Genomic DNA, 14433 nt, shown 5'->3' with positions numbered 1-14433 from the left:
ATTTGGTTGGTCATTAGCATGATGCCCCTGTCTACCTATTTCGCGTCGAGCGCGATGCTGGCAGGACGTTCCATCCAGCCACCATTACCGTTGGACACCAGCTCGACCAGATCGATGTGGTCTTCGCTGATTGCCGTGATGTGCCCGTAGTTCTGACCCATGTACTCGTTGACATGGACGCGGTGGATGACGCCGCCCGGATCCTTGACCAGCACTTCCATGCCCGCACCGGTACCGACGGTGCCGACCATCTTCAAGCTGTCCAGCGCGAACAGTTCCAGCGGCTGCTTGGCGCGGTTGGCATCCGGACGCGGACCACTTGCAGTGCTGCTGTTGTTGTCCAGTTCGGCCGTGCTCGGGCTGAACGGATCACGGCGGTCCTGGTCGTTGTAAGTGAAGGTCTCGAAGGTCTTGATCACCGGCAGCGGCTGGATCGGCGCACCCTTCTTGGCCTTTTCCTGCGCCACCCAGGCGCGCAGGTCGGACATGCCGCGGGTGCAGCCGGCCAGCACCAGCGCGACGCCCAGCATCAGCGCCAGTCGCAGGACCTGGGCGGGTTTGACGGCAGCAGACTTCTTCATCACTTCGCCCCCCCGGCTTTCTTGCCCTTGCTCGCGGTGGCGCTCTCTTCGTCATCCAGGTAGCGATAGGTCTTCACGGTGCCTTGCAGCACCAGCTGGCCGTTCGCGGTACCGTCCTTGCCCGGCGACTTCGGCGTCAGCGAGACGTCGTGCAGGGTCAGGATCACCACTCGCGGCAGCGACGCGACGCCGCTGATGAACGTGCCGAACTGGTGGTAGGTACCGGTGAAACGCAACGCGATCGGTTTCTCCGCGTAGAAATCCTTCGGCGTCTCCGGGCCGGGCTGGAACAGGTCGCTCTCCAGGCCGGCCGCCTGCGCGGTCTGCGAGATGTCGATCAGCAGTTCGGGCATCTCGGTCTTGCTGGGCAGCTGGCGCAGCAGCTGGCGCAACATGTCCTGCATCTCGTCGAGCTGCTGTTGCAGCGCTTCGAGGTTGACCGACTTCGCCTGCTTGGCGGAGAACTCCTGCTTGAGTTGGTTCTCCTTGCCGACCAGCGAGTTCAGGCTGTCCTGCTGGCCGCTGACGAAGAAATACCAGCCGGCCAGCAGCACGACGCCGAGCAGCAGCGCGGTGAAGAAGATCTTGACCGACTGCGGCCAGCCACCGACGTTGTTGCGGTCGAGGTTCTGGATATCGTGAAGGAAACTCATGATCCGGCACCTCCCTTGGCGGCGGCCGCACTCACCGGTTTGGCTTCCGGCGCGGGCGCCGCGGCCGTGGACGGCTTCGTCGGCGCGATGACGGCCTTCGCCGCAGCGGCGACCGAGGCCGGAACCGCGGGAGCCACGCCGGATCCGCTGCCGGCCGGCAGCACTGAAGTCTTGCCGGCGTCGTTCTCGTCGGCCTTCGGCTTGTTCAGCGATACGTTCAGGCCAAACACGTACGGCATGCGGCTGCCGTTATGGACATTTTCGGTCTTGCGCAGATCGGCATGCCCCATCCACGGCGAACCCTCGATGTTGCGCATGTACTCGGCGACGCTGGCATTGGACTGGGCCACGCCGTCGAGCGACATCGACTGGCCATTCTGCTTCAGCCCGCTCAGCCGGGCGCTGGCGGGAATCGTCTTCACCAGCTCGTCGAACAGGTGCACCATCTGCGAGCGGTCGGCCTGCAGCTGCTCGATGATCTGCTTGCGCGCCAACAGGTGCTCGCGGACTTTTTCCAGGTCCTTGATCTTCGCGATGCGCACGTCGAGCTGCTTGATCTCGGTCTGCAGGTACGTGTTGCGGTCGTTCTGGTTGTCGATGCGCTGATCCATCCAGAAGATCCACAGCAGCAGCACGCCCAGACCCACCACGAAGGCAGCACCGAGCTGCATGAAGAACTCGCGCTCGCGCTGCTTGCGCCGCGCTGCCCGCCACGGAAGTAGATTGACGTGTGCCATCAGTCGAAGCTCCTCAAGGCGAGGCCGACCGCAATCATCAACGCGGGGGCGTCCTGCGCCAGCGACTGTGCCTGCACCCGCGGCGACAGCGACATGCGGGCCAGCGGATTGGCGACGATGCAGGACACGCCGAGCTGCTCCTCCAGCATCGGGCCGAGCCCCTCGATCGAGGCGCAGCCACCGGCCAGCACCACCTGGTCAACCTTGCTGAATTCGCTGCCGGCGAAGAAGAACTGCAGCAGGCGGCTGATCTGCTGGATCAGCGATTCCTTGAACGGCTCCAGCGCCTCGGTCTCGTAGGACTCGGGCAGGCCGCCCTTGCGCTTGGCGCGACCGGCCTCCTCGTAGGAGAGGCCGAAGCGGCGCATGATCTCGTCGGTCAGCTGCTTGCCGCCGAAGACCTGCTCGCGCGAGTAGATCGTGCGCTGGTTGCGCAGCACCGACAGCGTGGTCATGGTGGCGCCGATGTCGACCACCGCCACCAGCGCGTCGCGACTCACGTTGAGCTGGTCGGCGATCATCGCGAAGGCGTTCTCCATCGCGAACGCCTCGACGTCGACCACTCCGGCGACCAGCCCGCCCAGGTCCAGTGCGGCCACGCGCATGTCGACGTTCTCGGTGCGCGAGGCAGCCAGCAGCACGTTGTTCATGTCGGGGCTGTCACGCACCGGGCCGAGCACCTCGAAATCGAGGCTGATCTCGTCGATCGGGTACGGGATGTACTGGTTCGCCTCGACCTGGATCTGGCCCTCCAGGTCGTCCTCGGAAAGATCGGCGCTCATCGGGATGACGCGGGTGATCACGGCCGATCCGGCCACTGCCACCGCCGCATGCCTGAGCTTGGATCCCGAGCGTGCCAGTGCGCGACGGATCGCGTCGCCGACCGCCTCGACCTCGACGATGTTCTTCTCGACCACGGCATTGGGCGGCAGTGCTTCGACCGCGTAATGCTCCACGCGATAGCGGCCACCTGCCTGACTGAGCTGCAGCAGCTTGACGGCGGTCGAACTGATATCGACACCAATCAGCGCCGGCTTCTTCGGTGTAAAGAGCCCCACGGTGTTTCCCCCTTGCCGCTGACGCCCATGACCAGGATCCTGGCGGGGTGCGCAGTGGCATTAAATCTAAAAATTAACGTAATAGCAACGGCCTACAGGAACTTTCTCAAGTAATTGGCGTGATGTCGGCCACATTTGCGCCATCGGCCCTGCACTGGCGCGACCCTTGCCTCAGCGGATCACGCCTCAGTGCGGCAGATACTGCTACATCTATACTTCGCCATGTTTTGACTCAGGTCTCGCTATCCCCCACACCATGCAAATTTTCCGACGTTTGTTGCGCTGGGCCCTGATCCTGGCGTTCTCCGGCTTGCTCCTGGCAGTTCTTGCGGTCGGTGTGGCGTACTGGCTGATTGCCCCCCGGCTCCCCTCGGTAGCGGAGCTGAAGAACTATCCGATGCAGGTGCCGCTGCGGGTGCTCAGCGCCGACGGCAAGCTGATCGCCACCTTCGGCGAAACCCGGCGCATCCCGGTGGACATCGGGCATGTGCCGGACCGGCTCAAGCGCGCCGTGCTGTCGGCCGAGGACGCGGATTTCTACCACCACCCGGGCGTGGACTGGCACGGCATCGCACGCGCCGGCTGGCACGTCATCGTCACCGGCGGCGACAAGGGCCCCGGCGGCTCCACCATCACCCAGCAGGTGGCGCGCAACTTCTTCCTCAGCCCGGAGAAGCTCTACTCGCGCAAGCTCACCGAGATCTTCATCGCGCTGCGCATCGAGCATGAGCTGAGCAAGGACCAGATCCTCGAGCTGTATCTCAACAAGATGTTCCTCGGCCACCGCTCCTATGGCGTGGCCGCGGCGGCCGAGTACTACTACGGCAAGACGCTGGACCAGCTGAGCGTCGCCGAATGCGCGATGCTAGCCTCGTCCTTCCAGCTGCCCTCGGCAGTCAACCCGATCAACAGCCAGAAGCGCGCACTCGCCCGGCGCAACTGGGTGCTGGGCGAGATGCTGCGGCACGACTACATCACCAAGGCGGTCTACGAGCAGGCGGTGGCCGAGCCGAACCGCGCCTATCCGCACGAGCAGCCGATCGAGGTGGACGCGCCCTACCTCGCGGAAATGGTGCGGCGGCAGGTGCTCGACCGCTTCGGCAACGATGCGCTCACCGAGGGCTATGTGGTCTGGACCACCGTGCCGAGCGGGCGCCAGCAGGCCGCCCTGGAAGCCGTGCGCAACGGGCTGGTCGTCTATGACCACCGGCACGGCTGGCGCGGACCCGAGGCCCATCAGGAGCTGCCCGCCGGCGCGGGCGAGGCGGATTTCGACCGCATCCTGTCCGGCTACGGCAGCGTTTCCGGCATGCAGCCCGGCCTGGTCACCGCCAGCAGCGAGAAGCAGGCTACGGTCTACCTGTCCAGCCGCGAGAGCGTGATCCTCGAACTGCCCGCGATGCAGTGGGCGCGACCGCACCTCAACGAGGATCGCGTGGGCGCCGCGCCGACCAAGGTCGACGCGGTGCTCAAGCGCGGCGACATCATCCGGCTGTCGCGTGACGTCAAGGGCGAATGGCAGCTGGCGCAGATCCCCGCGGCACAAGCGGCACTGACCTCGATCAACCCGGAGGACGGCTCGATCCAGGCGCTGGTCGGCGGCTTCAACTTCGTGCGCAGCAAGTTCAACCGGGCCGTGATGGCGGCGCGCCAGCCCGGCTCGAGCTTCAAGCCCTACCTGTATTCAGCCGCGTTCGAGCGCGGCTTCACCCCGGCCTCGATCATCAACGACGCGCCGCTCGCCCTGCCCGACCCGTCGCGCCCGAACGGCATCTGGACGCCGTCCAACGACGACGACAAGTTTGCCGGACCGATGCGCCTGCGCGAGGCGCTGGTGCAGTCGAAGAACCTGGTCTCGGTGCGCCTGCTCGACGCCATCGGCGTGCGCTACGTGCGCGAGTACGCCACCCGCTTCGGCTTCTCGCAGGACGCGATCCCGGCCAACCTGTCGATGGCGCTGGGCACCGCCTCGGTATCGCCGATGAGCATGGCACGCGGCTACGCCGTGTTCGCCAACGGCGGCTATCTGGTCACTCCGTACTTCATCCACCAGATCGACGACCGCAGCGGCAAGGCGGTGTACGTGGCCAACCCCGCGCGCGCCTGCCGCAACTGCCAGGAGCGTCTGCTCGACACGCGTCCGCCCGGGCCGCCGCCGGCGGACATGACGCCCACACCCGCCAACAACCTGGCCCATGCCGGCAGCGCCGGCGCGCCGGCCGAATCCAGCAGCGTCGACGGCGTGGGCGAGGCGGTGCTGCCGGCCGACGTGCACGGCGGAAACGCACCGCCGGTGCTCGCGCCGCGGGTGATCGACACGCGCAACGACTACCTGGTCACCTCGCTGATGAAGGATGTGATCCTGCGCGGCACCGGCTCGGCCGCGCGCGCGCTGGATCGCGACGACCTGGCCGGCAAGACCGGCTCCACCAACGATCATCGCGACGCCTGGTTCGTGGGCTTCAACGGCGACCTGTCGACCGCGGTGTGGGTGGGCTTCGACGATTACAGCTCGCTCGGGCGCGGCGAGTTTGGCGCCAAGGCGGCGCTGCCGATCTGGATGGAATACACCGGCACGGTGCTGAAGGGCCTGCCGCCGAGCACGTTGCCGATGCCGCCGGGAATCAGTACGGTACTGATCAACCGCAACAGCGGCCTGCCCACCGCGGCGGGTGATCCGGACGGCATCAACGAGATGTTCAAGGTGGAAGACGTCGACCGGCTGCGCAGCCAGGCGGCCCAGCAGAAGGAGCAGGACCAGCAGCACGCCTACGACATCTTCTGATGCCGCCCCGGGGCCGGGGTCGCCCCGGCCGCCGCTCATCCATCGTTGAAGGAGTGCCCCCCATGTCCCGAGGCGACCACCACCGCATCCACGCGCACGACCGTGCGCAGCGCAACCGCCTGCGGGTGGCCCAGGAAGCCGCGCGGCTGATGAGCGAACACGGCATCCGGGATTTCCATCACGCCAAGCTGAAGGCCGCCGAACGGCTTGGCATCCTCGATGCGCAGGCGCTGCCGCGCAACCTGGAGATCGAGCAGGCACTGCGCGAGCACCAGCGGCTGTTCCTCGCCGACAGCCAGCCGCAACTGCTGCGGCAGCGGCGCGAGGCGGCGGTCGAGGCGATGCGTTTCCTCGCCCCGTTCGAACCGCGACTGGTCGGCGCGGTGCTGGACGGCACCGCCGACGCGCATTCGGCGGTCTGCCTGCATGTGTACAGCGACGACCCGGAGGCGGTCGTGCTGTACCTGCGCGAGCGCGGCGTACCGATCGAAACCCAGGTGCGGCGGCTACGCTACGGCCGCGACGAGCAGCCCGAATATCCGGTGCTGCTGTTCGCCGCCGACACCCTGCCGTTCGACCTGACCGTGCTGCCGCGCGACGCACTGCGCCGGGCCCCGCTGGACCGTGCCGACGACCGGCCGATGCGCCGCGCTTCGCTGTCGCAGGTAGAAGCCCTGCTGGACGAGGAATCCGCCAGCGACTTCGAGCGGCGGCTGAGCGCTGCGCTGCGCTGACATCCGCAGTCGTCCATCCCGCGAAAAAACGCCCCGGCCGAAACCGGGGCGTTTTCTAGTGCTTCAGGGCTGGCCGGCGCTCAGCGCTTGGCCGTCGGCACGTAATCGCGCACGTTGGCGCCGGTGTAGACCTGGCGCGGGCGGCCGATGCGCGACCCGGGGGTTTCGTGCTGCTCGATCCAGTGCGCGATCCAGCCGGCGGTGCGGGCGATGGCGAACATCACGGTGAACATCTCGGTGGGGATGCCCAACGCCTTGTAGATGATGCCGGAGTAGAAGTCGACGTTCGGGTACAGCTTGCGCTCGACGAAATACTCGTCTTTCAGCGCAGCCTCCTCCAGCTTCATCGCGACGTCCAGCAGCGGGTCGTTCACGCCCAGCTCGGCCAGCACCTTGTGGCACATCTCGCGGATGATCTTCGCGCGCGGGTCGAAGTTCTTGTAGACGCGGTGGCCGAAGCCCATCAGGCGGAAGCTGTCGTTCTTGTCCTTCGCACGCAGCACCGCGGTCTCGACCTTGTCCGGCGAACCGATCTCCTGCAGCTGCTTGAGCACCGCCTCGTTGGCGCCGCCGTGCGCGGGACCCCACAGCGCGGTGATGCCGGCGGCGATCGACGCGTACGGATTCGCGCCGGTGGAACCGACCAGGCGCACGGTGGAGGTCGAGGCGTTCTGCTCGTGGTCGGCATGCAGGATGAACAGCAGGTCCAGCGCCTTGGCGGCGACCGGGTTCATCTGCAGCGGCTCGCTCGGCACCTCGAACATCATGTGCAGGAAGCGGTCGACGTATTCCAGGTTGTTGCGCGGATAGCGGAGCGGCCAGCCGATCGAGTAGCGGTAGCAGGCGGCGGCGATCGTCGGCATCTTCGCGATCAGGCGGATCGCGGCCATCTTGCGGTCGGCCGGATCCTCGACGTTGAGGTCATCGTGATAGAACGCCGACAGCGAGGCCACCGCGGCCGCCAGCATCGCCATCGGATGCGCATCGTGGTGGAAGCCCTGGAAGAAGTTCTTCAGCGACTCGTGCATCATCGTGTGATGCGAGACGTCATGCTCGAACGCGGCGAACGCGGCCGGCTTCGGCAGCTCGCCGTTGAGCAGCAGGTAGGCCACCTCGAGGAAGCTGGATTTCTCCGCCAGCTGCTCGATCGGATAACCGCGGTACAGCAGCACACCCTGATCGCCGTCGATGTAGGTGATCGCGCTCTTGGTGCTGGCGGTCGAGCCGTAGCCGGGGTCGTAGGTGAAGTAGCCGGTGTCCTTGTACAGCGTGCCGATGTCGATGCACGCCGGTCCCAGCGTACCGCTGACCAGCGGCAGCTCGCTGCTGCGCTTGCTCGACTCATCCACCAGCTTGACGATCTTGGGGTCGGACACGGAAACCTCCTTACATGTGGGTCGCCATCGACGGCGACCGCGAGGTCGGTGCCGTCCGACGGGGGAATGCCTGGATGCCGCACGCCGGGGAAAGCATGCGACGCAACGGACGCCTTGGCGCCGGTTCGCCGGCCATTATCGCACAAGGCCGCCGATGCATTCGATGGCGAATGGTCGTAGGCCGGACACGAAAAAACACGGGGCAAGCCTGCGCTCGCCCCGTGCCTGGAATCGGATCCGGCCGGCCCTTGCAGGCCGGGCCGCGGCCGCCCGGTTATTCCTTGGCGGAACCCGCGTAGCGGCGACGGAACTTGTCGACGCGACCGCCGACGTCCAGCGTCTTCTGCTTGCCGGTGTAGAACGGGTGCGAATGGCTGGAGATATCCACCTTGATCAGCGGGTACTCGTGGCCGTCCTCCCACTTGATGGTTTCCTTGCTGGACATGGTCGACTTGGTCAGGAACGCGAAGTCGGACGACAGGTCCTGGAACACCACCGGGACGTACTTCGGATGGATGTCAGGCTTCATGGCTGGCTCTAAAGCGGTGGTGAAAAGAGCGGCATTGTAACGGGCTAGCAGCCATGGCCGCAAGTCGGCGGCTCGTGCGCTTCAGCCAACCACGCCCAGCGCGCGGCGCACCATCGCGGCGAAGCGGGCCTGGTCCACCTCCAGCACGATGTTCGCCTGGGCCGGCCGGCCCAGCCGGCGCTTCCAGTCGACCACGGTGGCGCCGCGGGTCAGCCGGCCGTCCAGTTCCACCGCCACGGCGCGGGCCTCGCTTCGGGTGATGATCGAAGGATCCAGCGCCACCGCCATCGCCAGCGCGTCGGCGGCGACCAGCCCGTGGCGGTCGTGCTTCGCGTTGTAGCGGCGCGCTGTGGCCACGATCCTGCCAAAGAAATCCGCGCGCCGGTCGCCGGCCGCCAGCCAGCCGTCGAATTCGTCATCGTCGAACGCGTGCCGCAGGGTGGCCTCCCAGTCGACCAGCTCGAACGCGGGGAACGCCTCGAACACCACGTGCGCCGCCTCCGGGTCGAAGCCGACGTTGAACTCCGCCGGCACCCTGCCGGTATTGCCATGGCCGGTCACCGCGCCGCCCATCACCACCAGCCGCGCCACCCGGTCGGGCAGCGTCGGATCGAGCCGCAGCGCCAGCGCCAGGTTGGTCAGCGGCCCCAGCGCCACCAGGGTCAGCTCGCCCGGCCGCTCGCGGGTCAGCCGCAGCAGGGCCAGCGCGGCCGGCTCGTCGGCCAGTGCGGCGGCCGGCGCGGGGAAGCCGACATCGCCGAAGCCGTCCTGGCCGTGCACGAAGGAGGCGTCCTCGTCCGGTGCACGCACCAGCGGCGTGGCACAGCCAGCGAACACCGGCGTGGCCGCGCCGGCCAGGTCGACCAGGGTGCGCGCGTTGCGCACGGTATGGCCGAGGCCCACGTTGCCGGCGGCGATGCTGAGACCGGCGATGTCGGCGTGGGCGTAGGCCATCAGGATGGCCAGGGCGTCATCGACGCCGGGATCGGTGTCGATCAGGAGTTGCGGCTTGCTCATGGCTGGATAATCACAAGAATTGAAAAGTGCGGCCAGGGATGGCCGCCCGTTTGATCTTCGCAATCAGGGATGATCGCAAAAATCAGGCATGCGCGTAGCGCGCCGCGCCGCCGATCCAGCGCTCGATCAGCTGCGTGGTCCGCCACGGGTGCTCGGCCAGCATGTGTTCGCCGACCTGCTGCACCGCCGGCAGCAGGTGCGCGTCGCGGGCCAGGTCGGCGATGCGGAAACTGAGCTGGCCGGTCTGGCGGGTGCCCAGCACCTCGCCCGGACCGCGCAATTCGAGATCCTTCTCGGCGATGCGGAAACCGTCGCTGGTGTCGCGCATCACCTGCAGCCGCTCGCGCGCCAGCTGGCCCAACGGCGGCTGGTACAGCAGCACGCAGTTGGAGGCGACCGCACCACGGCCGACCCGGCCGCGCAGCTGGTGCAGCTGCGCCAGGCCCAGCCGCTCGCTGTTCTCCACCACCATCAGGCTGGCGTTGGGCACGTCCACGCCCACCTCGATCACCGTGGTGGCCACCAGCACGGCCAGTTCGCCGGCCTTGAACGCATCCATCACCGCCTGTTTTTCCTTCGGCTTCATGCGGCCGTGGATCAGGCCGACCCTGAAGCCAGCCAGCGCGGCGGACAACTCCGCGTGCGCCACCTCGGCCGCCTGCGCACGCAACTGCTCGGACTCCTCGATCAGCGTGCATACCCAGTACGCCTGGCGGCCCTCGCCGCAGGCGGCGTGGATGCGTTCGATCACGTCGCTGCGCCGCGCGTTCGAGATCGCGATGGTCTGCACCGGCGTGCGCCCGGGCGGCAGCTCGTCGATCGACGACACGTCCAGGTCGGCATACGCGCTCATCGCCAGCGTGCGCGGAATCGGCGTGGCGGTCAGCACCAGCTGGTGCGGCACCAGCTCGCCATCCCTGCCCTTGTCGCGCAAGGCCAGCCGTTGCTGCACGCCGAAGCGGTGCTGCTCGTCGACGATGACCAGGCCGAGCCGCGCGAACACCACGCCTTCCTGCATCAGCGCGTGCGTGCCGACCACCACCGGCACGCCTTCGGCCACCCGCGCCAGCGCCCGCTGGCGCGCCTTGCCGGTGACCTTGCCGGCCAGCCACTCCACCTCGACGCCGAGCGGCTGCAGCCAGTGGTGGAAATTGCGCAGGTGCTGCTCGGCCAGCAGCTCGGTCGGCGCCATCAGCGCGACCTGGCAACCCGACTCCACCGCCGCCAGCGCCGCCAGCGCCGCGACCACGGTCTTGCCGCTGCCGACGTCGCCCTGCACCAGCCGCAGCATCGGCCGCGGCTGCGCCAGGTCGCGCGCGACCTCTTCGCCGACACGCTGCTGGGCGGCAGTCAGTCGGAACGGCAGTCCGGCCAGCAGCCGTTCGCGCAATTCGCCCGTGCCGCCCAGTTTCGGCGCGCGCCGCCGGCGTACCGCCGCGCGCATCCGCTTCAGGCTGAGGTGCTGGGTCAGCAGCTCCTCGAACGCCAGCCGCTGCTGCGCGGGATGCCGACCCAGCATCAGCTGGCCAAGGTGGGCGTCCGGCGGCGGGCGGTGCACGTACAGCAGCGCATCGCGCAGCGAGGCGAGTCCGTGCCGGGCGCACCATTCCGGCGGAATCAGTTCCAGTTGCGCGGCCGGCGGCAGCAGCGCCAGCGCCTTGCCGACCACTCCGGCCAGCCGTTTCGGGCCCAGCCCCTCGGTGGTCGGATAGACCGGGCTCAGCGCCTCGTCCACGCTGGCTGCCGCAGCCTGGTCCAGGCGCCGGTAGTTCGGGTGCACCATCTCCAGACCCTGCGCGCCATGGCGTACTTCGCCGTAGCAAAGCAGCCGCGTGCCCGGCAGCAACTGCTCGGCCTGCGCGCGGTTGAAGTGAAAGAAGCGCAGCAGCAGGGTCTGCCGGCTGGCGTCGCCGATCGCCACCTTCAGCTGCGGCCGATAGCGGAAACCGCGCTCGACCGCCTCGACCACGCCCTCGACCTGCGCCCGCTCGCCCGCCCGCAGGTCGGCGATCGCGGTGATCCGGGTCTTGTCTTCGTAGCGCAGCGGCAGGTGGAACCACAGGTCCTGCACCCGCTCCAGCCCCAGCCGGGCCAGCGACGCTACCAGCGCCGGGCCCACCCCCGGCAGCGCGCCGACCGGCGTGAGGCCCGGGTCGGCGTCGATGGCGGAAACGGGGCGGACGGTGCGGGTGGCCATGGCCTGCAAGCCTAACCGAGCGCCGTCGCCTGCCGTAAGCCGCGCGCCGACGCCGGCCGTCGGCGCGCGGCGCCGGCGAGACTCAGTCCAGCACCATCACCGCGTCGACCTCGACCTGCGCCGCCTTCGGCAGGCCGGACACCTCGATGGTGGAGCGCGCCGGGTACGGCTGCCGGAAGTATTCGGCCATCACCGCGTTGACCGCGGCGAAGTTCGCCAGGTCGGTGACGTAGATGCCCACGCGCACGATCTGCGCCAGCGAGCCGCCGGCCGCCGCCGCCACCGCGGTGAGGTTGTCGAACACCCGCCGCGTCTGCGCCGTGATGTCGCCGTCGACCAGCGCGCCGGTGGCCGGATCCAGCGGGATCTGGCCGGAGAAGTACACGGTATCGCCGGCACGCACGGCCTGCGAATACGGGCCGATCGCGGCCGGCGCCTGTTCGGTGGAGATGATGCTGCGGGACATGGGCTTGCCTCAAGTGGGGAAAGATGCTGATTGTAGGAGCGCACCCCGTGCGCGAAAACCGGCAGGCAGCAGGGTACGGCACTTTTCGCGGACGGGGCGCGCCCCTACAAGGGATAGCGGTACGCACCGCTGACCACGCCGGTACGGCGCACGCGGCGGATCACGTCGGCCAGGTGCTTGCGGCTCTTCACTTCCAGCGTGAACAGCAAGGTGGCCGCGGTGGCATCGCGCTCGACGTACTCCACGTTCTCGATGTTCGAGTCGGCCGCGGCGATCGCGGCAGCCACGGTGGCCAGCACACCGGGGCGGTTGATCACCTCGATGCGCAGCTCGGCGCGGTAGTCGCCCTGCACGTCGCGGCCCCACTCGATCGCCACGCAGCGCTCCGGCGACTTGCGCAGCTCGGCCACGTTCGGGCATTCGTCGCGATGCACCACGATGCCCTTGCCCGAGGACAGGTAGCCGACGATCTCGTCGCCCGGCAGCGGATGACAGCAGTTGGCGAAGCTGAGCACGCCACGCTCGGCGCCGGTAATGCGGATCTTCTCGTGCGCATGCGCCGAAGCCTGCAGCTTGCCTGCCTTCCTGCCGCGCGAGGCCAGCAGCTGGCTGGCGACCACGTCGGGCATGCGGTTGCCCAGCGCGATGTCGGACAGCAATTCCTCCAGCCGCTTCAGCTTGGAGGTTTCCAGGAACCGGTCCAGCACCGCCGGCGGGATGCCGTCCAGGCTGCTGCCCTGCGCGTCCAGCGCGCGGTCGAGCATGCGGTGGCCGAAGTCCACCGCGTCCTCGTGCTGCAGGTGTTTCAGGTACTGGCGGATCGCGGTGCGCGCCTTGCCGGTGACCACCACTTCCAGCCAGGCGGGGTTCGGCACCGCGGACGGCGCAGTAATGATTTCCACCAGCTGGCCCGACTCCAGCTTCGTGCGCAGCGGCAGCAGCTTCTTGTCGACCCGCGCCGCCACCGCATGGTCGCCCACGTCGGTGTGCACGGCGTAGGCGAAGTCCAGCGCGGTGGCGTTGCGCGGCAGCGACAGGATGTCGCCGCGCGGGGTGAACAGGTAGACCTCGTCGGGGAACAGGTCGATCTTGACGTTCTCGATGAACTCCGACGACGACACGGTATTCGCCGAGCTGTCGACCAGCGAGGACAGCCACTCGCGCGCTCGCGCCTGCGCGCTGTTGGCCGGCCCCGAGTCGGTCTTGTAGGCCCAGTGCGCGGCCACGCCGCGCTCGGCCACCGAATCCATCTCGGCAGTGCGGATCTGCACCTCGATCGGCGCGCCGAACGGCCCCAGCAGCACGGTGTGCAGCGACTGGTAGCCGTTCGCCTTGGGAATCGCGATGAAGTCCTTGAAGCGGCGGTCGACCGGCTTGTACAGCGCATGCACCACGCCCAGCGCCATGTAGCAGCTCATCGCGCTGTCGACCACCACGCGGAAGCCATAGACGTCCATCAGCTGGGCGAAGCTCTTGTGGTCCCCGCGCATCTTCGAATAGATGCTCCACGCCGACTTGATGCGGCCGACCACCATCGCCGGCAGGTGCTCGGCGGCGAGCCGCGCGGACAGCGCCGCCTCGATCCTGCCCATCGCCTCGCGACGGTTGCCGAGCGCGGCGCGGATGCGCTCGCTGATCACCCGGTAGCGGTCCGGGTACAACGCGCGGAAACCCAGGTCCTGCAGCTCCGCCTTGAACTTGTTCATGCCCAGGCGCTGGGCGATCGGCGCGAAGATCTCCAGCGTCTCGCGCGCGATGCGGTGGCGCGAATCCGCATCCTTGGCGCCCAGCGTGCGCATGTTGTGCAGCCGGTCGGCCAGCTTGATCAGGATCACCCGGATGTCACGCGCCATCGCCAGCAGCATCTTGCGGAAACTTTCCGCGTCGGCCTCCTGGCGACTGCCGAAACGCATCTTGTCCAGCTTGGTGACGCCGTCGACCAGCTCGGCCACCACTTCGCCGAACTCCTCGGCGATGGCCTCGCGGCTGAGCTCGGTGTCCTCCAGGGTGTCGTGCAGGATCGCCGCGATGATCGTCTCGGCATCCAGCCCCAGTTCGGCCAGGATGCCCGCCACCGCCACCGGATGGGTGATGTACGGCTCGCCGCTCTTGCGTTCCTGCCCGGCGTGCGCCTGCGCGCCAAGCTGGAACGCGCGCAGCACGCGCTCGACCTGCGCTTCGGGCAGGTAGGCGATGCGTTCCTTCAGGGCCAGCGCGTACGGCGGCAGCGCGGACAGGTCGACCGTGGCGGTAGGGGTGGCCGCAGTCATCGGATGCCGGCGCCTGCTCAGGCGCCTACC

12 protein-coding genes are annotated in these 14433 nt (G+C 68.0%); 2 read left to right on the top strand and 10 right to left on the bottom strand.

The window, feature by feature from the left end; translation table 11 throughout:
* Positions 1–35 precede the first annotated feature (35 nt).
* Genes AC1Q5A_RS03555 through AC1Q5A_RS03540 form a run of 4 tightly spaced genes read right to left on the bottom strand, consistent with a single transcriptional unit; the run spans position 36 to position 3029 of the window.
* Positions 36–581: a pilus assembly protein PilP gene (locus AC1Q5A_RS03555; RefSeq protein ID WP_492698375.1), complete on the bottom strand. Its 546-nt coding sequence runs from the start codon at positions 579–581 to the stop codon at positions 36–38.
* Positions 581–1234: a type IV pilus inner membrane component PilO gene (locus tag AC1Q5A_RS03550; protein ID WP_492698374.1), complete on the bottom strand. Its 654-nt coding sequence runs from the start codon at positions 1232–1234 to the stop codon at positions 581–583. Before AC1Q5A_RS03550 ends, AC1Q5A_RS03555 begins: the two co-directional genes overlap by 1 nt.
* Complete coding sequence (locus AC1Q5A_RS03545; RefSeq protein WP_492698372.1) at positions 1231–1971, bottom strand: PilN domain-containing protein; 741 nt, start codon at positions 1969–1971, stop codon at positions 1231–1233. The genes AC1Q5A_RS03550 and AC1Q5A_RS03545 overlap by 4 nt, the downstream gene beginning before the upstream one ends.
* Positions 1971–3029 carry a pilus assembly protein PilM gene (locus AC1Q5A_RS03540; RefSeq protein WP_492698370.1) on the bottom strand — a complete coding sequence of 353 codons (1059 nt, stop codon included), beginning with the start codon at positions 3027–3029 and terminating at the stop codon, positions 1971–1973. Before AC1Q5A_RS03540 ends, AC1Q5A_RS03545 begins: the two co-directional genes overlap by 1 nt.
* A gap of 256 nt (positions 3030–3285) precedes the next feature.
* Between AC1Q5A_RS03540 and AC1Q5A_RS03535 the strand changes: the two genes are divergently transcribed.
* Together AC1Q5A_RS03535 and AC1Q5A_RS03530 are read left to right on the top strand one after the other, a co-directional pair.
* Positions 3286–5814 carry a penicillin-binding protein 1A gene (locus AC1Q5A_RS03535; protein WP_492698368.1) on the top strand — a complete coding sequence of 843 codons (2529 nt, stop codon included), beginning with the start codon at positions 3286–3288 and terminating at the stop codon, positions 5812–5814.
* Between the two features lie 62 nt (positions 5815–5876).
* Complete coding sequence (locus AC1Q5A_RS03530; protein ID WP_492698366.1) at positions 5877–6548, top strand: hypothetical protein; 672 nt, start codon at positions 5877–5879, stop codon at positions 6546–6548.
* An 80-nt stretch (positions 6549–6628) separates the two neighbouring features.
* On the opposite strand, the gene AC1Q5A_RS03525 is transcribed toward AC1Q5A_RS03530, so the two are convergent.
* From AC1Q5A_RS03525 to AC1Q5A_RS03500, 6 genes are all read right to left on the bottom strand, one after another.
* Entirely contained in the window at positions 6629–7924 is a 1296-nt protein-coding gene (locus AC1Q5A_RS03525; protein WP_492698364.1) for a citrate synthase, read from the bottom strand.
* A 274-nt stretch (positions 7925–8198) separates the two neighbouring features.
* Positions 8199–8453, bottom strand: a complete 255-nt coding sequence (locus tag AC1Q5A_RS03520) for a type B 50S ribosomal protein L31 (protein ID WP_114343596.1) — start codon at positions 8451–8453, stop codon at positions 8199–8201.
* A gap of 81 nt (positions 8454–8534) precedes the next feature.
* A complete protein-coding gene (locus tag AC1Q5A_RS03515) occupies positions 8535–9470 on the bottom strand; it encodes a nucleoside hydrolase (protein WP_492698362.1) in 936 nt (311 codons plus the stop codon).
* An 82-nt stretch (positions 9471–9552) separates the two neighbouring features.
* Positions 9553–11667 (bottom strand): ATP-dependent DNA helicase RecG, encoded by a 2115-nt coding sequence (gene recG / locus AC1Q5A_RS03510; protein ID WP_492698360.1) that lies wholly within the window; start codon positions 11665–11667, stop codon positions 9553–9555.
* Positions 11668–11749: 82 nt separating this feature from the next.
* Positions 11750–12133 (bottom strand): RidA family protein, encoded by a 384-nt coding sequence (locus tag AC1Q5A_RS03505; RefSeq protein WP_492698356.1) that lies wholly within the window; start codon positions 12131–12133, stop codon positions 11750–11752.
* A 104-nt stretch (positions 12134–12237) separates the two neighbouring features.
* Positions 12238–14403, bottom strand: coding sequence for a RelA/SpoT family protein (locus AC1Q5A_RS03500; RefSeq protein WP_492698354.1), 2166 nt, complete (start codon positions 14401–14403; stop codon positions 12238–12240).
* Positions 14404–14433 lie beyond the last annotated feature (30 nt).

The organism is Rhodanobacter sp. GW835-FHT13D09 (genome assembly GCF_058793995.1).
The sequence above is the reverse complement of the archived record's forward strand: the minus strand, read 5'-3'. Positions and strand labels throughout refer to the sequence as shown.

Coding starts and splice junctions, on each gene's coding strand:
- AC1Q5A_RS03500 (WP_492698354.1), bottom strand. CDS start 14,403: ATGACTGCGGCCACCCCTACCGCCACGGTCGACCTGTCCGCGCTGCCG.
- AC1Q5A_RS03545 (WP_492698372.1), bottom strand. CDS start 1,971: ATGGCACACGTCAATCTACTTCCGTGGCGGGCAGCGCGGCGCAAGCAG.
- AC1Q5A_RS03520 (WP_114343596.1), bottom strand. CDS start 8,453: ATGAAGCCTGACATCCATCCGAAGTACGTCCCGGTGGTGTTCCAGGAC.
- AC1Q5A_RS03555 (WP_492698375.1), bottom strand. CDS start 581: ATGAAGAAGTCTGCTGCCGTCAAACCCGCCCAGGTCCTGCGACTGGCG.
- AC1Q5A_RS03535 (WP_492698368.1), top strand. CDS start 3,286: ATGCAAATTTTCCGACGTTTGTTGCGCTGGGCCCTGATCCTGGCGTTC.
- AC1Q5A_RS03515 (WP_492698362.1), bottom strand. CDS start 9,470: ATGAGCAAGCCGCAACTCCTGATCGACACCGATCCCGGCGTCGATGAC.
- AC1Q5A_RS03550 (WP_492698374.1), bottom strand. CDS start 1,234: ATGAGTTTCCTTCACGATATCCAGAACCTCGACCGCAACAACGTCGGT.
- AC1Q5A_RS03530 (WP_492698366.1), top strand. CDS start 5,877: ATGTCCCGAGGCGACCACCACCGCATCCACGCGCACGACCGTGCGCAG.
- AC1Q5A_RS03505 (WP_492698356.1), bottom strand. CDS start 12,133: ATGTCCCGCAGCATCATCTCCACCGAACAGGCGCCGGCCGCGATCGGC.
- recG (WP_492698360.1), bottom strand. CDS start 11,667: ATGGCCACCCGCACCGTCCGCCCCGTTTCCGCCATCGACGCCGACCCG.